The 19,375-nt window shown below is 56.6% G+C and carries 13 protein-coding genes; 8 read left to right on the top strand and 5 right to left on the bottom strand.

All coding sequences use genetic code 11. From position 1 onward, the window contains the following. The first annotated feature begins 22 nt into the window (after positions 1-22). Positions 23-2,395 carry an arylsulfatase gene (locus tag CA54_RS28860; protein WP_390817774.1) on the top strand — a complete coding sequence of 791 codons (2,373 nt, stop codon included), beginning with the start codon at positions 23-25 and terminating at the stop codon, positions 2,393-2,395. 210 nt (positions 2,396-2,605) lie between these two features. On the opposite strand, the gene CA54_RS30300 is transcribed toward CA54_RS28860, so the two are convergent. After that, positions 2,606-2,890: a LysR family transcriptional regulator gene (locus CA54_RS30300; RefSeq protein ID WP_197532958.1), complete on the bottom strand. Its 285-nt coding sequence runs from the start codon at positions 2,888-2,890 to the stop codon at positions 2,606-2,608. 149 nt (positions 2,891-3,039) lie between these two features. Between CA54_RS30300 and CA54_RS28850 the strand changes: the two genes are divergently transcribed. From CA54_RS28850 to CA54_RS28820, 7 genes are all read left to right on the top strand, one after another. Then, complete coding sequence (locus tag CA54_RS28850; RefSeq protein ID WP_146374493.1) at positions 3,040-3,795, top strand: hypothetical protein; 756 nt, start codon at positions 3,040-3,042, stop codon at positions 3,793-3,795. Positions 3,796-4,032: 237 nt separating this feature from the next. Then, on the top strand, positions 4,033-5,037 hold the full coding sequence (locus CA54_RS28845; RefSeq protein WP_146374492.1) for a pyridoxal-phosphate dependent enzyme: 1,005 nt from the start codon (positions 4,033-4,035) through the stop codon (positions 5,035-5,037). A gap of 10 nt (positions 5,038-5,047) precedes the next feature. After that, positions 5,048-6,064: a 2,3-diaminopropionate biosynthesis protein SbnB gene (gene sbnB / locus CA54_RS28840; protein ID WP_146374491.1), complete on the top strand. Its 1,017-nt coding sequence runs from the start codon at positions 5,048-5,050 to the stop codon at positions 6,062-6,064. A gap of 64 nt (positions 6,065-6,128) precedes the next feature. Then, the gene (locus tag CA54_RS28835) at positions 6,129-7,127 is read left to right on the top strand and encodes a hypothetical protein (RefSeq protein WP_231963239.1); all 999 of its coding nucleotides are present in this window, start codon (positions 6,129-6,131) and stop codon (positions 7,125-7,127) included. Between the two features lie 33 nt (positions 7,128-7,160). Continuing rightward, positions 7,161-11,528: a non-ribosomal peptide synthetase gene (locus CA54_RS28830; protein WP_146374489.1), complete on the top strand. Its 4,368-nt coding sequence runs from the start codon at positions 7,161-7,163 to the stop codon at positions 11,526-11,528. Beyond that, a complete protein-coding gene (locus CA54_RS28825; RefSeq protein ID WP_146374488.1) occupies positions 11,525-12,265 on the top strand; it encodes a 4'-phosphopantetheinyl transferase family protein in 741 nt (246 codons plus the stop codon). The genes CA54_RS28830 and CA54_RS28825 overlap by 4 nt, the downstream gene beginning before the upstream one ends. A gap of 8 nt (positions 12,266-12,273) precedes the next feature. After that, positions 12,274-13,113 carry a TraX family protein gene (locus tag CA54_RS28820; RefSeq protein ID WP_146374487.1) on the top strand — a complete coding sequence of 280 codons (840 nt, stop codon included), beginning with the start codon at positions 12,274-12,276 and terminating at the stop codon, positions 13,111-13,113. A 1,147-nt stretch (positions 13,114-14,260) separates the two neighbouring features. On the opposite strand, the gene CA54_RS28815 is transcribed toward CA54_RS28820, so the two are convergent. The 4 genes from CA54_RS28815 to CA54_RS30065 form a co-directional block, all read right to left on the bottom strand. Continuing rightward, positions 14,261-14,932, bottom strand: a complete 672-nt coding sequence (locus CA54_RS28815) for a hypothetical protein (protein WP_146374486.1) — start codon at positions 14,930-14,932, stop codon at positions 14,261-14,263. Positions 14,933-15,028: 96 nt separating this feature from the next. Further along, on the bottom strand, positions 15,029-16,351 hold the full coding sequence (locus tag CA54_RS28810; RefSeq protein WP_146374485.1) for a caspase family protein: 1,323 nt from the start codon (positions 16,349-16,351) through the stop codon (positions 15,029-15,031). Between the two features lie 57 nt (positions 16,352-16,408). Next, a complete protein-coding gene (locus CA54_RS28805) occupies positions 16,409-17,704 on the bottom strand; it encodes a caspase family protein (RefSeq protein ID WP_146374484.1) in 1,296 nt (431 codons plus the stop codon). A 190-nt stretch (positions 17,705-17,894) separates the two neighbouring features. Continuing rightward, positions 17,895-18,706, bottom strand: a protein-coding gene (locus CA54_RS30065; RefSeq protein ID WP_390817772.1) for an IS5 family transposase whose coding sequence is annotated in 2 segments (ribosomal slippage) — positions 17,895-18,334 and positions 18,334-18,706 — 813 coding nt in all. Because the reading frame shifts where the segments join, the coding sequence is not laid out codon by codon here. Between the last annotated feature and the right edge of the window lie 669 nt (positions 18,707-19,375).

The raw sequence follows: 19,375 nt of genomic DNA, 5'->3' as shown, positions 1-19,375 counted from the left end.
TGGAGATTCATCAGTCATGAATATGAAGACGAATATGGTCGTTGTTTGTTTTGTGGCAACAGGCGTGCTCGCTAGCGGCAGCGCTTTGGCGCAACAACGGGGCGATGACTACGAAATAGATAGATCCGTACTCCCAATTCAGGAACCCAAGCGACCGACTTACAGTGAGCTGGATGCACGCAACGTGAAAGCGCCGCCACGGTTTGAGGTCAAAGCTCCCAAAGGCGCACCGAACGTCGTGATCGTCCTGATCGACGACATCGGCTTTGGCGGACCGAGCACATTCGGCGGTCCGATCCAAACGCCGACGCTTGATCGCCTTGCTCGGTCAGGCCTGCGATACAACAACTTTCATACGACGGCTCTCTGCTCACCGACCAGGGTCGCGCTCAAGTGCGGCCGAAACCATCACACAGCGAATGCGGGTTCCATCATGGAAACCGCGACGGCATTTCCTGGCAACACCGGGCAGATTCCCAACAGCGTCGCGCCGTTGGCCGAGATGTTGCGGCTCAACGGATACAGTACCGGAGCGTTCGGCAAATGGCATGAAACCGCTGCCTGGGAAACGAGTGTGTCGGGCCCCTACGATCGTTGGCCGACCCACCAAGGTTTTGACAAGTTCTTTGGGTTTATCGGGGGCGAGACGGATCAGTGGTATCCGTTAGTCTACGACGGCGTGACCCGTGTTGCACCTACGAAGATGGAAAACTACCACTTCACGACCGACATGACCAACCAGGCAATCGGTTGGATCAAAGCGCAGCAGTCGATGACGCCGGACAAGCCATTCTTTGCGTATTACGCGACTGGTGCCGTTCACGCACCGCATCACGTTCCCCAAAAATGGATTGACAAATACAAGGGGAAATTCGACAAGGGCTGGGACAAGATTCGGGCGGAATCGATCGCTCGGCAGAAGAAAATGGGAATCATCCCAGCAGAGACCAAGCTCGGCAAGAAGCCGGATGACATCAAGGATTGGGACGCGTTGAGCTCCGACGAACATAAACTCTTCGCGCGACAGGCCGAAGTCTTTGCGGGATTTCTTGAGCAAACGGACCACGAGATCGGCCGATTGGTAAAAGCCGTCGAGGAGATCGGCGAGATGGACAACACACTATTCATCTACATCGCTGGTGACAACGGCACCAGTGCGGAAGGTGGATTCGTTGGAATGTACAACGAGATGACGTATTTCAACAACGTGACAGAGAAAGTAGAAGACCTTCTCCCGCTCATCGATAAATGGGGGGGGCCGGAGACATTTCCTCACATGGCGGCCGGTTGGGCAGTCGCGTTTGATTCTCCATTCTCATGGACAAAGCAAGTCGCCTCAGACTTTGGCGGCACACGGAACGGGATGGTCGTTCACTGGCCGAACGGGATCAAGGAAAAAGGCGGAATTCGCAGCCAGTTCGGACACGTCATCGATATTGCGCCCACGATCCTGGAAGCCGCCAGTTTGCCAGAACCAAATTCCGTCAACGGAACCCCGCAGACGCCAATTGAAGGGGTCAGCCTGCTCTACTCTCTCAACGATGCAAAGGCCAAAGAGCGGCACACGACTCAATATTTTGAGATGTTCGGAAACCGCGCCATCTATCACGATGGTTGGCTGGCCCGCACGCTTCATCGGGCCCCATGGCAAGCACTGAAACAAAAGCCACTCAAATCTGACGTCTGGGATCTTTACGACGTTAGGGAGGATTTCAGCCTCGTCAACAATTTGGCTAAAAAGAACCCAAAAAAGCTGAAAGAACTGCAAGCTCTGTTCATGAAGGAAGCGGAGAAGTACCACGTATTACCGATTGACGATCGCGTCATCGAACGCGTCAATCCGGCCCTCGCAGGACGGCCAGACGTCATGGCTGGTCGTACGTCACTCACACTCTACGATGGAATGAACGGCATGCTGGAAAACACGTTTATCAACGTGAAGAACCAGTCAAAAACGATCACGGCAAAACTCGAAATTCCGAAAGACGGTGCCAGCGGTGTGATACTGGCGCAGGGTGGGCGTTTTGGCGGCTGGTCACTCTACATGAAGGACGGCAAGCCTGCCTACACCTATAACTTCTTGGGGCTCTCGCAAGACACCATTGCGGCCAAAGACAAGATTCCCGCCGGCCCGGCCGAGGTGAAACTCGACTTCAAATACGATGGCGGTGGCGCGGGCAAGGGAGGTAAGGCTACGATTTCGGTTAATGGCGAGGTCGTTGCGGAAGGTCGCATCAAGAAAACACAGCCCTTGATGTTCTCCGCCGACGAGACCGCCGATGTGGGGCTCGACAATCAGACACCTGTTGTCGAAGGCATCGGAATTGGGCGCGAGGAGACTCGCTTCACCGGCAAGATCGACAAGATCACCGTTGAAGTGGCGGAGGTGAAGTAGGATTTGCCTGCCATCGTCGAGTGCCCGGAAGTGGGCACTCGACTTTTTATTTATTCTTTCGATCGCACGCTGTATGGGTAAGAAAAAGGCGAGACGTAAAAGCCAAACAACGCCGACTGCAACGCAAAATCCGAGCGTTCGAAAGGCGACGATTCTCGTCGCGGCATTGATAGCCGGAATACTCATCGGCGTCACTTGGCGGACGTCCGATTAACGCCAAACGCAGCAGGTTTCCTCCGTGCCTGCCTGACCTGCCCCCATGGATTCCACCGAGCCTTGCAGTGCGCGTGCCCTGGCCGTTGATTCGATTCCCAGTCCTACGCGAACGAACAACGGGTCGTCAAATATTCCTCGTAACTTCTCGAGTGTATGGCTGACCGCTGACTGCGTAACACCCAGTCTTTCTGCTGCCCTGGAAACAGACGTCTCTTCAAGGACAGTCAAAAATGTCGTCAGCGTATTCCCACCCAAATTCAAATGATCGATATTGCTCATATACTCCATGAGGGTACGTGAGTTGCTTTGGGATATTAATGCGAGTAAAAATAAGAAATGATGGCAAATTTGAGCGAGTGACGCGACCAGTTTTGGACCGCGCGACTTTCGTTTTAAACTTAGCAAACACACAGAAAAGGAGACGCGTTATGAACCGAAACCTACCATGGATGTTCGTTGCAGTGATGCTGATTGCAGTCGCTCCGGCCTTTGCGGGCGGGAAGGCCACGCAAATGTGGAGATGCGAATTGGACGATGACGCCACCGAGGAGCAAGTGGTGGAGGCTGCTCATGAGTGGCTTGCGGCCGCAAAGACGATGAAAGGCGGTAAGAACCTTGAGGCTTCCATCTATTTCCCGGTTGCCGTCAACAACCTCCCCCATACCGACTTGCTCTTCGTAGTCAGCGCCCCAACCTTCGAGGAGTGGGGGACTTTCTGGGATGGCTACAAGGATTCTCCAGCCGCGAAGCTCGACAAGGCGCACCGTGATTTCATTGTTGCTCCGAACAGCGCCCTGTGGGAATCCATCAAAGTAAAGCTGCCAGCCGGGTCGGCCGCTCCTACCTCTGACATGAAGGCCACCCAGATGTGGAGATGCGAATTGGACGATGACGCCACCGAAGAGCAGGTGGTGGAGGCTGCTCAGAAGTGGCTTGCAGCCGCGCGGAAAATGGACGGTTGCGCCAACTTACAAGCCTCCGTGCACTTCCCAGTTGCCGTCAACGCCAACGGTGAGCACGACTTGATTTTCGTGGTACAGGCCCCAACCTTCAAGGAGTGGGGGACTTTCTGGGATGGCTACAAAGGTTCCGAAGTGGCCAAGCTTGACAAGGCGAACCGAGACTTCATTATTGCTCCGAACAGCGCCCTGTGGGAATCCATCAAGGTGGGAACAACGAAATAGAACCTGGTACAAACGCAGGGCATTCTGCCTCCTAACAGTCGTTTGCCCTGCGTGCAGGCTCACTGATCGTGCTGCCCTTGCCCAATACAATCTCTGCTTCGCTCCATTTGCCAGTCGAGTCTGGGCCTTTTCGCCGAGGAGCAGGTGTGGGGGGCGGCTAAATTCTGGCCACTCGTCACAGAACGACCACGCCTGTCGCAAAATTTTTCTTCGGGCATAAATATAGGGTTTCAATGAATGAGTTTGACACAGTCAATCGTCGTCAAAGAAACAAAGCTGGGCAACACACCCATTGGGCGTATTCGGTTGCTGATTAACGGGAAGAGTCGGAATGCCTATCTGAAGCTCGAAGGTCACAACCCGGGGGGATCCGTCAAAGACCGTACAGCGTTTGGCTTGCTTCAAAGCCTCGAGGCAACCGGACAGCTGTGTGCGGGAGGGCGCCTACTCGAATCGTCTTCAGGCAATCTGGCCATCAGCCTTGCGATGCTCGCTCGCGATCGAGGCTATCAGTTCACCGCAGTGGTCGACCCCACCATGACTGCGGAGAACATGCGTCGGCTCCACGCCCTGGGGGCCGAGACAAGGATCGTCGAATCGCCAGACGAAACTGGCGGGTATCTCCTAAGCAGGCTGGCACGCGTCCGGGAAATGTTGGCTGAAGATCCTGGACTGGCGTGGACGAACCAATACTCTAACGCTGCAAACCCTGAAGCCCACTATTCGGGAACAGCGCCCGAGATATACCGGCAGATGGAGGGCAGGGTTGATGCCGTTTTCGTCGCTGTCTCCACGGGCGGCACGCTGGCGGGCATCGGGCGATTCTTCCGCGACGCTAGCCCGGACACTCGGATTATCGCGGTCGACGCCAGAGGTTCGGTGGCTCTAGGCGGATCTCTCGGCGTGCGGAAGGTGACCGGCATCGGCTCCAGTCGGCGATCCGAGTTCGTGACCCCCGGACTCTACGACGAAATTATTTACGTTGGCGATTGTGAGGCGTTTGCGTTCTGCCGGGCCTTGGATGCCGCTACCGGATTGAAGATCGGCGGGTCGAGCGGGGCCGGCCTGGCAGCCTGTGCCCGGTATCTACAGACACACGACAACATCGAACGGGCGGTCTGCATTTGCGCGGACCGCGGAGAGCACTACGCCTCCACTATCTTCAGCGACTCGTGGCTCGCGCAGAACGGGCTGCAGATCGGTCGTCGGCACTTGGGTCCCGTGAGCGAGATCCGTGGCTAGGGAGACGACCATGTCAGACAGTCTGTTGGTCCTCACCGCCGAGGACGTGAAGGCGCTGCTTGAGGGCAGAGAGCGAGAGGTCATCGATTCTGTGCGCCTGGCCTACGAAACACATGCCATTGGTCAGAGCAGCCTTCCCCAGTCGAACTTTCTCCACTTCCCGGACAAGCCGCGTGACAGGATCATTGCTTTGCCCGCTTTCTTGGGGGGCAGCGAGCCTGTCGCCGGTATCAAGTGGATTGCCTCCTTCCCCGAGAACGTGGAGCAGGGAATGGAACGGGCCTCCGCCGTCATGGTCCTCAACTCCGTCGATACCGGCCGGCCGGACGTGCTGCTGGAGGGTTCGCTGATTAGCGCCCGGCGGACAGCTGCGAGTGCGGCGCTGGCGGCGAGACACCTGGCTTACCCGGAAGAGACAGAATCGATCGGTATGGTCGGCTGTGGTGTGATCAATCGGGAGATCCTGCGCTTCCTCATGGCAATGTCGGGACCTCCTCGGAGGCTGCTCGTATTCGACACCGACCCGCCCCGTGCCGCGTCGTTCCTAAAAGAGTGCGATTCTCTGTGCCCTGGAGTCGAAGGCGTGCTCGCCGGCCGCCTGGAGGAAATCACCGCCGAGTGTCGATTGGTCTCCTTTGCCACCACCGCGCTGGCCCCCTACGTGGGCCCCGAGATTCAGTTCCAGCCGGGCAGTACGATCCTGCATGTCTCCCTGCGCGATCTGAAGCCCGAGGTGATCCTGGCGGCAGACAACATCGTGGACGACGTCAATCACGTCTGTCGCGCGGAGACCTCTGTACATCTGGCCGAGCAGCAGTCCGGCAGCCGGGCATTCATTCGCTGCACCCTGGCCGATGTCCTCCTCGGCACAGCTCCGCCCAGGCACGGCGCTGAAGGCGTGACGGTCTTCAGCCCCTTCGGTCTCGGTGTTCTTGACCTCGCCGTCGGTCGGCTGGTGCGGAACCTCGCCGACGCGGCGGGCGTTGGCATGCGTGTTAGTGGGTTCCTACCCGGACGGGGAGAGTAAGCTGGTGAATCCAACCCCAATCGTTTGGAGCTGCAATGAATGGGATCCGCTCAAGGAGGTCATCGTGGGAAATCCGCTGGGCGCGCGATTTCCTACGGCAGATCCGAGCACCCAGGTCGCAGAGTTTCCCGATCGGTCTCTCGAGGAGATCCCGCAGGGACCCTTTCCGCAGTGGATCATTGAAGAGACGGAAGAGGATCTGAGAGAATTCATTGCAGTCCTGGAAAGAGAGGGCGTTACCGTCAAACGCCCGGAGACATGGCCACACGAGGCCACATTCTCGACGATCGAATGGGAATCCAAGGGGTTCTACAACTATTGCCCTCGCGATGTCATGCTTGTCATTGGCAATCACATCATCGAAACACCCAATGTCATTCGCAGCCGCGCCCAGGAAGCGTTCAGCTATCGCACCATGATGGTGGACTACCTGAAATCAGGTGCAAAGTGGTACAGCGCGCCCAAACCCATGCTTCTGGACTCGCTCTTTGACGTCGATCTGAACAAGCCCACGCCGTGCAACGATGAACCAGCCTTTGATGCGGCAAACATCCTGCGCCTCGGCCGGGACCTGATCTATTTGGTCAGTGGAACGGGGAACCGATTGGGAGGGCAATGGCTGCAGACGATTCTCGGAGACACTTTTCGGGTTCACTTCCTCGAGGATGTCTACTATGGCAGCCACATCGACTCAACATTTGTGGCCCTGCGTCCAGGTCTGATGCTGTGCAACCCAACCCGAGTCAATGACGATACGCTGCCCGCGATCCTAAAGCAGTGGGACATTATTTACAGCCCACCCATGGAAAGCACCAACAAGCACGATGCCGATTATCTGTCCAAAAGCATCGGCAGCGAGTGGATCGACATGAATCTCTTCAGCGTCAGTCCGGACCTAGTCGCAGTCGATCGAGACCAGAAGGCTCTGATCAAGCTCCTGGAAAAACATGGCCTCGATGTCGCCCCCCTCAAGCTACGCCACTCAAAGATGTTGGGTGGTGGGTTCCATTGCGTGACCCTGGACATCCGCCGGGAAGGAACGCTCCAGCGGTACTTCGATTGAACGTCCTGACTTCACGACTGTGTGAGAAATTCCATGGCAGGTTCGATTCTGGCAGCCGTGTTCGTAGTATTCTTCGGCTTGACGTTTGTGGCGTGGCGGCGATACCTTTGGGTGGCCGAGAAAACGCAACACGTGCAGAAGGACACCTGCCCCTACAGCTTGACGGATGTCTTTGGCGACCGGCACCTCGTGAACATTCCGCATCAGGAAGGAGTGCGGTGGTTGACGGAGATATTCAGCCGCTCCGCCAGGCGGTTCCCGGATCACCCGGCCTTGCAGATTCCACACACCGGAGAGTCGCTGACGTTTGCTGATCTCGACGCGCGAGCCGAAGCTGTGGCCGCGGCCCTGTCTCCCTTCCTCACGGGCCCAGACCAAGTCGTGGTCGTGGTCATGTCGCAGGACAACTGGCAGATCGTGGCCTCTCATGTCGGCATTCTCAAGGCTGGCGGCACGGTCATGTTCCTCGACACCACGTTGCCGGAAGCCCTGATCACCCACATGCTTGAGGATGCACAGCCCGTGGCCGTCCTCACGCGCGGGCAAGACAGCTTCCGTGGATTGCCGACGCTCGATGTCCTGGCTTTACCCGAGACGATGACGCGCAGCGCGCCGCCACCATGGCTAGACGACCCTACGCAGCGCCTCGCGACCATCTTCTACACGAGCGGAACCACCGGGATGCCCAAGGGAGTGGAGTGCCCGCACGCGGGCTATGTGAACCTGGCCCTCAGCTACGCGGACTACTTCGATCTCAACCCGGGCATGGATGCGACCTCGCTCACGTCGTCACTGGGATATGACGGAAGCATCTCCGAGATGTACAGCGCTTGGGTCTCGGGTTGCGCCGTGGTCCTGCTGACTAAGGAGCAGATCCGGTCCGGTCCGGATCTCGTCCCCGTCCTCCGTGAAGCAGAGGTCACGGTACTATTCTGTCCGCCAGCGCTGCTGACCACGCTCACACCGTCGCCCGAGCTGGATCTCCCGTACCCGCTGTGCCGCTACGTCGTTCCGGCGGGGGAAGCCTTCCCCGCCGCGCTCGTGGAGCCGTGGACGCGAGGTCGACGGCAGATCATCAACACCTATGGCCCGACGGAGGCGAGCACCGACACGAGCCGCCAGAGCTTGAGACCGGGGGAGCCGGTGACCATCGGCCCTCCGCTGGCCAACGTCACCTACGTCATCCTCGAAGTCGGCAAGCTCGACCCGCTGCCCCACGGGGAGGTCGGAGAGCTTTGCATTGGTGGAGTTCACGTTGCGCGCGGCTACCGCAACTTGCCAGAGCAAACCGCGCAGAAGTTCATCACGCACCCTCGGTTCGAGCGTCTATACCGCACCGGAGACAAATGCAGAATCGACGTCCGGACGCAGCGTGTGCACTTCCTGGGTCGAATCGACGCTCAGCTCAAAGTACGGGGGCACCGCGTCGAGACCCAGCCTGTCGAGGACATCCTCCAGACGGAGTTCCAGGAGATCGAAGTGGCTGTGCTGGACTACCAGAACGAGGAGCTGGTCGCCTTCGTCGCCGCGCCGTTGGTCGCCGAAGGTGAAAGCCCACTCGTCGCTCCGGCACCGGCGGAGTGGGCCGCCCGCGTCACCAAGAGGCTGAGTGCACAGCTTCCGGCGCCGTCGGTCCCGACGAGGATTTTCCTGGTCGATGGGTTCGTCATGAAGCCCGTGTCCGGGAAGATCGACCGGGAGCGCCTGCCCGACCTCTCTCGCTTGCTGCCGAACGAGGCGCCGGCAGCGGAGGGGACGTCTCGTGGCGCCCGAACCAGGACGCAGGACGAAGAGGCCGACGACATCCAACCCCCCGAAGCCGATTCAGAGGTGGCCCAGGGCGCCGCGGAAGTGCTGGCGATCTGCAGGGACGTGTTTGACCGCGCGCTTGGATGGGATGATGCCTTCGCCGACCATGGCGGGCACTCGATCGTCATCGCGCGACTGGCGAACCGTTTGCGGGCGGCGGGCAGGGTGGTCTCCGTCCTGTCGCTGCTAACCGACTGCAACACGGCCAGGAAGGTGGCCCACCACCGCTCACGGGAGCGACCGCAGACCTCCGGAGCCCACCACACGTCCGCCGCGCGATTCAACGGCAACCGCAGCGAGCGCGATGAGGCATCCGCAGAGGTGCTCTCGGTCGGCTACTTCACCACCCTGCAGATCCTGTTTCTGCTGCTGCTTTACTCCCCACCCATCCTGGGTTTCATCGGGCTCGTCGCCTTCGCAGAGATCGGCGAGTTTTTCGTGACCGCTCACCTCGAGGAGTTCATCGTCGTCGGCGTCTTGACGTACTTGCTTGCTCTTACGCTGCCGTTCGCAGGCCTGCTCTGGGTTATGCTGATCAAGCTCTGCATGGGCGGTCACATCCGCAACAACTGGGTGGCGCCGGGTGTGTACCCCAAGTGGAGCCGAATGCATCTGCGAACCTGGTATATCGGGCGGCTGCAACAATGGGTCCTCCGACCGCTGAATGCGATGTTCCGAAGCGCACCGCTCATGGCATGGGTGCTGCGCGGGCTGGGAGCGACCGTGGGCAAGAACGTTCACTGCGCGCACGCCGTGGTGTTCTCCGGGCCGCTGGACCTCCTCTCCATCGAGGACGATGTCTCCATCCAAACGGGAGCGTACCTGTCCATGTCGAGGTGGGTCGGGCAGGAGCTGCACATTGGCCCCGTTCACCTCAAGAGTGGCTGCAAGATCGGCATGCGGTCTGGCATCGCCAACGATGTGACGGTGGGCCGCGGCAGCTGGATAACTCCACTGACGCCGATCCTTGCCGACGTGGGTGCCGACGAAATGTGGGAGGGCGCCCCCGCCCACTTCGCCGGTCGTTGCGCGGCGGTGAAACGCACAGCTAACCACTGCCGGTACGGGTTGCCGTTCTGGCTCCTGGGGACGCTCGGCATCCTGATGCAGATCTTCCTGGACTTGTTGCTTCTTGTCGTGCCCACGGCCTCGGTCGCCTGGTTCGCCGCCGTCCTTCTTCCCGCCAGTGAGATCGCTAGTAACAGTGACTACTTCCAGATCACACCCCTGCACGAGATCGTCTGGCAGATGAGCCTCTACACCTTCGTCACCACCTGGGTGACGATCGTCTTGGTTTCAATGGTGGGCTGTGTGTTCCTTCGTTACACGCCTGCCTCGCCGGGGCTGTATCCCTCGTACGGGCTTAAGGGCCATCTCCTTTTGTACCGGGTGAAGCTGATGGATCAGATCCAGCGTCTGTGGACCTGGAGCATCATCGGACAGTATCTGCGTACTCTCGCTGGTGTGCGTTTTGCGCGCTCCGGCGCCTCTGAGTGTGACGTGATGCTCAACCTCGTCCCGGAGCTCACCCAGGCTGACTCACAAGTTTTTTGGGCTCACGGGGGCTTCACGAATATGCTCGACCAGGGGGCCGAACACCTGACGCTCCGACCGATCGATATGCCAGCGAACTCCTTCTTCAGCAACAACTGCGTCGCGGAGTACGGGAACTTCCCGACCAACTTCCTCCTCGGTGTCTCCACGCCGGCGACTGACATCCGGTTCAGACGCCAGATGCGGTCGCGAGACGGCAAGTCCATCACGGTGGCTGGAAACCCGCCGGTAAAGTTCGGCAGTGCGGACTTCGAGGCGGAGAACGAAGCTCGAGCACTGCCGAGCTTCCCCCTCTTCCTGGCACGTGTCTCCCTGCATGACGTGTTCAGTGTTGGTATGCTGCCCATCGCCGAAGTGCTCGTCTTCGCGATTCTTTACACGGTTCTGCTGAGGCTGGGCGGGCACGCGGTCGTGAGCGCGTGCCTCGCATTGATTCTGGGTGAAGTTGTTCTGGTTGAGTGCTGTGCCCTGCTCAAGAGGGTCATCGTCGGCAACCAGTGGGGTACCGCGCACTCGACTCTGTTCTGGTCCTTGCGACACTTCAGTTACTTCTTCGTTCAGGACTGCTTCTTTGCCTGGTACCGGAGGCCCATGAGAACCCTTGCCGGGACAGTGCTCGCGAATTTCGCCCTGCGGCGGATGGGGTGTCGAATAGGGCGACGGACAATCATCGAAGATCCCCTGCAGGCTTTTGACTGGAACGCAGTGAGCTTCGGCGACGATTGCATCATCGACGGCTTGCTGCAGCTCCACACCTTCGAGAACATGATGCTGAAGGTGAAGCGGACAGAGATCCAGGACGGCAGTTCGGTCAGCTTCGGCGCCACGGTCATGGGCGGTGTGGTCATCGAGCCCGATACAACGCTCCTACCATTGAGCATGGTCCTGAAGGAGATGCACCTGCCCACAGCAGCTTACGAGGGCAGCCCCACGGACCCCGTCAGTGGAGTTCAACACTCACCTCCCCTTCTCACTCAGCCACGACCAGGCGGTTTTGAAACGCCGGGTGACACTAATGAGGCTCACGATATCCAATGAGCGACTCGAGCGAACGGATCAGCGAGCTTTTCACCGTGGGCTCGCGCGATGTGACACCCGCACCTGCGCGTCATGCGGCTCGCGTACTGTACGCGCCGATCTCGCGCGACGCTGAGGTGTCGAGGCATTGCGCGTCGGTCCTGTCCGATGCCGAACTGCAGAGAAGGGACCGCCTTGACGCCGAATGCGACAAGGCCCGGTTCGAACAGCGCCGTGCGTTTCGTCGCTTCTGCGGTGCCACCGCGCTCGGATTGTCGCAGCCCTTATCGGAGATTGTCTTCGAGGAGACTGAGAATGGGAGACCCTACCTTTCCGAGTCGCCGGATCTTTGGTTCAGCTTCTCCTCCTGCCAGTCCGGTCTTCTCGGCGCCTGGTCGTCGACGCATGCGATCGGCGTCGACCTTGAAGATCAAACGAGGGACCTGGAAGCAAGAGAGCTCGCTCGGCAGTACTTTTCGGTCGCCGAGGCCGAGGCTGTCGAGGCGGTCAGCGGTCAGCAGTGCCTGCGGACCTTCTATCAGTTCTGGAGCCTCAAGGAAGCAGCGCTGAAGTCCATCGGAGAGGGTTTGCCATACGGCCTCGAGGCCTTCGAGTTCGAGCTAGCCCCAAGGCTGCATGTCGTCCATGCTCCCCCTGACCACGGCGGACCGGAGCGATTCAGCGCCTACGCGATCGTGGGAACGGACAGTTGCGCTGCGCTTGTCATCCGTACGCCTCAGAATGTTCAGCCCAAGTGAGCCCAGAAATGCACGACGCCACGCGTTCAACGCGAATACCCCACGCCGTTGACAACACCGACTGGCTGAAAACTGCCGCAATCGTCCTAGTCGCGGTTGACCACTTCGGTTATTTCTTCATTGAAAACGCTGACTGGTGGAGCGTCTTCGGACGCTTGGCGGCTCCGGTGTTCTTCTTCCTATTGGGCTACGCGCAGACCCGGACCGTCCCGGTCCGCTGGATCTGGCTCGGTGTCATTCTTACCCTGCTTGAGAGCTGGAACGAAGGCTGGACCTGGGTGACACCGAACATTCTCTTGAGCCTCGCAATCATTCGCGTTGCACGTCCCTATGTGCGGATCTTTATGCAACATCGCGGCTGGGCCGCCTTCGTCCTCCTCGCCTCCGCACTTTTGGCGGTGCTAACGATAGCGGCGAAGATTGTCGATTACGGCGCGGAGGGATGGCTGTGGGCTCTGTTCGGCTTATGCCAACGCATGGTTGTCGATGGCAGATCAGCTACCGACGAGGACGGCACAGCCCAAAGCTCAGCAGCGCCCGCGCACGCGTCGATAAAGAACGTGGGCCTAATGCGCCTGCTGGCCTGTTTTATCGCCTCGGTGGTCTACGTCTGGCAGGAACAAAGGGAATTCTCGTTTTCTCAGATCCATTTCGCCGCCTTCATTCTCGGCCTCGGCGTTTTGTCCTTCAGCCTGTGTCTGTTCCTGCGCGGCCCGAGCCGCATCCAGCCGCCAGAATCCATAGCCTACGTCCTGCGATTCATTGGCCGGCACACTCTGGAGATTTACGCCATACAGCTTGCCGGCTCCGAAATTATCGTCAAGCTGCTGCCCGAACTCGCTCCCTGAGAACGGCGGTCCAGAGCGATTCAGCGTCCAAGCGATCGATGGAACGGACAGTTGTGCTGCTTCGCCGCACCGAGGGACGTATTCCGACCGACCAGGGCGTTGATGAATGGAACGGCGTTCCAAATTCCACCGATGAGTCGGTCTACTCCTCGATGCCAGGTTTAGCCAACAGCGATCTGCCCAGACTTTTGAAATGGACGGCAAGAAGGGAGAAGCCCCCAAGAAGGCGCGCTCCCATCTACTCAATCGTTTTTTTTGCGTGCGTAAAAAACCACCGAAAAAATGAAGCCCGTTGTCCACGCCAGTTCGAACCTAAAAACCAGCCCCCGAAAGGGAACGGGTTGTTAACTCCAAGCCCTCTGTTAATTCGAGAGTCCGAGAGTTTTGGCCCGAAATTCCGGGGTGCGGAAGGGACCTGGTGGGTTCCTCTCGGACCCCAGTTGGTCTCTGGTAAAAAAGAGACTTTTTCGCCAACTACCGAATCGCCACAAACCACTGCAAATAAAGGCTAGAAACGCGAAACGCCCCGCAACCGATTTCTCGGTGCAGGGCGTTAACTGGTGTGTAGTTTCTTTCCGCAGAAAAGAAACAAGCTCCCCGTTCAAAACCCTCCTCGAACTAATATCTCTTTGTGCAAAGAGAGTTTTGAGAGTCGCGGCAACCTAAGGGGTGTAGCTAGCGCACGTTACGGAATTGGGCGTGCAGAATAGGGCACGGCAATTCGCACCTTCGCGATGAAATCGGCCATCTCGCGCGCGAATTATGGTTAACGGAAATGTCTCTCTTTGTGTTAACCGGAGGAAAGTGCCAAAACCTTTGCCCCATGTGTTAACAGCATGCGCGACAAAGAGATATTTGGGGAGCGACCCGCCGACTAAGAACAACACGATCAGATCGTTTGCCGCGAACGGTTTAGCGGATCGATCCAATGTTACGAACGTGCTGCGTGATTCCGCAATCACTCCTCCTTTTGGTACGAGCGCTCCCTGTGCGCGCAGGGCCTATAAAACGTCCGATTTGGAATCCTATTTTCAGCAGGCTAACATTATCTCCTCCGACAGTCCTTCCGGAAGTTTTTAAGATGAACCTCTTTTGTTGTTCAACTTCCGTTGCCCATTGTTCTTATCCCGCGCGGTCCGCAGAACTCTCACTCTGTTTGTACGCTTATCCACCGGCCTTCATCCTGTGGAATGTTTGATGTGCTTTCAATCACTTCTCCGACGTCCCGTGATTCGTGAGGAATGTTATCGATTATCCCCCGCAACTGGTTCTGAAACGCGACCGGCGCACCTCTCGTTAAGCTCACTGTGAAGCCAGTTTCATCTTCAATAATATCGTCAACGTCACTTGAGCCTACCCCGAGATATACTAGTCGGCATTTTACGGATATATCTATCCAGCCTCGCTTTCGGTCTACAAAACTTCCGTGGGGTTTCGCACTTATCTTTGCTCTAATTGTGGTCCGATTTGTTGAGTAAGTTTGTAAAATTCTTCTATGTTTCTTCTGTAGGCTTTTGATCTTTGCGGCAATGTCGGTTTTACCTTCCTTGATCGCCGCTTCAATTGAGTCATCGTACGATTCATCAATCTCGTCAATAAAATTGAGGTCTGTTCCTTCATCGAGTATGTCAACCGAGGACGACCCATTTGAGTTGGAGTGAGTTATTGTACGATACGCTTTGACCGACCATCCCGCCGGAACTGTAACGGTCGCCTTGTTAGACACCCTTTCCGCAGTAAAACCGTCCCAAGATGCGGTTACTCTCAAATGTGATACCATAATCAGGTTTTCTTCATCACCAGGTCTAGAAAGTGACATTTATGAACCTTTATTTAACTCGACTGTTACAAGATCAAGAGTCAGACCACCTGACTCAGACGGACCATTAACATTCATACTACCCTGTTGGAGTTCTCAGAACCTTGACGACTTGAATAACTCTTGACTTCTGCCATAACCGTTCACAATAGCCCTTGGCCGTGATTCGGCACCTGGCTCTCGGACATCGATGAATTTCGTATCCGCCTCGCCAATATAAATGGCAACATGACCGCTTCCGGAAGTGGACTTCCACCCGACGATATTGCCGGGGCTCAGTCCCGTGTAATTCGGCCATGTACCAGCGGATATTGGATTATTTCCCATTAACGCATTCGCATTTTCCCATGGAACCTGGAGAACATGTATAATGAAAGCGCTACACCCTTGTTGATACACTCCATTCGCCGCCAATAAATCTTTTGCCCTTTGGACTCGTGGAGAACGAACTATTGCGGCCCGAAGCTGATCGTCGATCAACATCTTGTCGTATAAAACCCAAGTTTCATCACGACCGCTCTGTTCGTCGCCCGTGTCGTTTGGAGAAACACCAGACAACGCAACCCCAAACGGTATCTGTTCCATCATCCCAGGATTGGATGCACCGAACGCCTCGAAACGCGGGCGTTGGTACATACGGGTTTTTCTGGCAATCGCATCCAGGAATTGCTGACTACTTCCAGAGAACTGCCCATTGTTCCATACCTGCAAAAGGGCGGCCGTGAAGACCCCATTATTCGCGCCGTCACCAGCAACTTCATCATCTTGACACGCTGCCAGCGAAATTACGGTTGCCCCAATAACGCCCAGCCCTCGATTCCCACAAGTCCACTGAGTCGAAACGATTTCACTCTCATATTTTGAGAAGGCTTGCAGTGCGGCATCAGGAGGAAGGATGCGTTCTTTCGGAATGTCTGGTCCGATGAAGTCACGAGTTCCCAGCAAGAACTGTGGTGTGTTATCCTTCAACTTGTTGATTGCTTCCTTGAATGTGCGTGCCATGCTTCCGCTGTGGCAACTATCCGATACAAAGAAAACACGAACACCCGGTGCAAATCTGCCCCACATCGCGCGAAGCTGATCGTCGATCAACATCTTGTCGTATAAAACCCAAGTTTGATCACGACCGCTCTGTTCGTCGCCCGTGTCGTCCGGAACTTCCGATCCATGCCCCGCATAGGTTACCATCGCCACGCCGCCAGGCTCAATCTGCAGAGCCATCTCACCAATTCGCGTTAGCACTGCGGAGACAGTCGCATCTTCATTATGAAGATGAAACGTGTCCTGATACTCCAGGTCTGTTGCAATTTGTTCCATCGCCTCCGCGTCCTTCACGGCGCTACGGAGCCTAGGCACTTCACCGTACGTGTCCGGATCAACTTCGTTGACACCAATGTGAAGCGACATCGAAAATGACATGAGATAGACCTTCAATAGGCAGACAAACACATAGATGTTCTTGAACTCATCGAAATGTTAGAAGCGAATTGAACCGCCGACTTCACCCTTACATCCATCTTTGTCGCACGACACCTTTCCAGAGATCTCCCCATGAACGTCTCGTGGTGCATAATTCGTATGGATTGCTCCGCGCGCAACTAGTCCGCCATGTACTTGTAGAAATGCGGCAGACAACGCATCTGCAAGCTGTTGCTTGACAGCCGTTTCGAACAGTTCAGGAGTAATCATTTTGCTGGCGGCTGGATTGAATTCAAGTGCGCATCGAAAAGCCGGCTCGTCAAAAGTTGTCAACTCGCCACCATTCCCAATCCCGCGCCCAAGACCATATTTCCCAGACTCACCCAAGACCGGTTGATCGAATACAAGTCCAAGCTTTCGACACCAATCCAGACTCCACTTATCGGGTGGCACCTGGAACGTATCAGCTGGCAAGCCACGAAAACCAGACAACGCAACCCCAAACGGTAACTGTTCCATCATCCCAGGATTGGATGCACCGAACGCCTCGAAACGCGGGCGTTGGTACATACGGGTTTTTCTGGCAATCGCATCCAGGAATTGCTGACTACTTCCAGAGAACTGCCCATTGTTCCATACCTGCAAAAGGGCGGCCGTGAAGACCCCATTATTCGCGCCGTCACCAGCAACTTCATCATCTTGACACGCTGCCAGCGAAATTACGGTTGCCCCAATAACGCCCAGCCCTCGATTCCCACAAGTCCACTGAGTCGAAACGATTTCACTCTCATATTTTGAGAAGGCTTGCAGTGCGGCATCAGGAGGAAGGATGCGTTCTTTCGGAATGTCTGGTCCGATGAAGTCACGAGTTCCCAGCAAGAACTGTGGTGTGTTATCCTTCAACTTGTTGATTGCTTCCTTGAATGTGCGTGCCATGCTTCCGCTGTGGCAACTATCCGATACAAAGAAAACACGAACACCCGGTGCAAATCTGCCCCACATCGCGCGAAGCTGATCGTCGATCAACATCTTGTCGTATAAAACCCAAGTTTGATCACGACCGCTCTGTTCGTCGCCCGTGTCGTCCGGAACTTCCGATCCATGCCCCGCATAGGTTACCATCGCCACGCCGCCAGGCTCAATCTGCAGAGCCATCTCACCAATTCGCGTTAGCACTGCGGAGACAGTCGCATCTTCATTATGAAGATGAAACGTGTCCTGATACTCCAGGTCTGTTGCAATTTGTTCCATCGCCTCCGCGTCCTTCACGGCGCTACGGAGCCTAGGCACTTCACCGTACGTGTCCGGATCAACTTCGTTGACACCAATGTGAAGCGACATCGAAAATGACATGAGATAGACCCCTTATAGGAAGGTCGCAGGAACGAGGACCGGCTGCATTAACATTGACACAATAATCAGTCTCCCCCCCCCCCCTGCAAGACAGTTAGCGAATATAACAAATGGGTGACGCCCGACTTGGTCAATTCTTGGAACCGCCGCCATCTAGCTGAAAAAAGAAGGGAAACAATTACAACCAGTTTCAAAACGTCTGTAACACAGTGAACAAACACGCAAGTTGGGCGAAGCCCTGGAAGAGGTGAGCGTGGTATTCGTAACGCGTCACCAGACGCCGGAAATATTGCAGCCAGGCAATTGTGCGTTCGACTTCATACCGTCGCCGATACCGCCGAACCTTGCGACCGTCCTGAGTCGCAGGCCGCTTGCGATTGCGGCGATGCGGACAAATCAAATCGATGCCCCGCGCCGCCAAACGTTCACGCAACGGATCGCTGTCGCCGGCTTTGTCGTAAATCAATCGCGCCGGTGGCCGCTGCGTCGTGCGACGATCCACCAACCGCTCGATCAAATTCACTTCAGAGGCGCTGGCCGATTCGGTGTCGACTCCCAACGGCAAACCCTCGCCGTTGATGAGCAACATGATCTTCGTCCCCTTGCCGCGCTTGGTCTTACCGACCTCGGCGCCCCTTTTTTTGCTGGGGAAAACGTGCCATCGGCCATCGCTTCCTCCCAGTTGATTTCGCCCAAGTCGTCGAGCAGCCGCGCCCAAGCGATCTTGAACACGCCCGATTCGGTCCAATCTCGAAATCGTCGCCAGCAAGTTGAAAAAGAGGGAAACGAATTTGGTAAATCTTTCCAACGCGCCCCGCTGCGAAGCACCCACAGGATGCCTTCCAGGCAATCGCGCGGGGCTTTGCGAGGGCGTCCGCCGTATCGCGTGGGCGGTTCCCACGGAAAGAGGTCTTTGATCCGATCCCATTGCTCATCCGTAAGTTGTGTCTTGGCTCCGTCCTGGACGCCGTGCTTGTGCCGTCGAACCGACGGCCAGAACACGAACGTCAATCTCATAATCAGGGTCTCCTTTCACCCCGATCAGAGAGCAAGACTTATGCCAAATTGTTCAGTAAGATAGCGGTTTCGCAACTGGCTGTAGGCAACTACTCCGTCTAACAGTGCCTATTTAGCTAGACGTACAACCATACAGAAACGTACGCGACATTTTCACGTTTTTCTCAGCCGCAACGATTATTGATGACCGCAAAACACGAACATTCTCTTTGTGAAAGGAAATATTGGAGCTGTTAACCTCCATAAGACATAAAGTGAGCGCACGGTACGGCGAGAACGGTACGGCGAGAACGGTACGGCGAGAACGGTACGGCGAGAACGGTACGGCGAGAACGGTACGGGGCAGGGGCAAGGGCAGGGGCAAGGGGCAAGGGGACGCTAAATCGCCTTCGGGCGACAAATCCGAATGTCTCACACGCGATTTCTGGTTAACAGAAATCTGTCTCTTTGCGTTAACCGGGGGAGAGTGCCAAAACTTTTCACCTACTGGTTAACAGCATGCGCGACAAAGAGAGTGACCTGCCCCCTTTAACCGAAACCAGAGCTTGATATAGGATTTGGGCTTCTGGTTCCAGAAGAAGGAGGCAATCATGCCGAGGAAGCGTCATACGTCAGAACAGATTATTACCAAGCTCCGGGAAGCCCATAGCCCCC

The organism is Symmachiella macrocystis (assembly GCF_007860075.1).
Classification (GTDB): domain Bacteria; phylum Planctomycetota; class Planctomycetia; order Planctomycetales; family Planctomycetaceae; genus Symmachiella; species Symmachiella macrocystis.
This window is presented reverse-complemented; position numbering and strand designations above follow the sequence as displayed.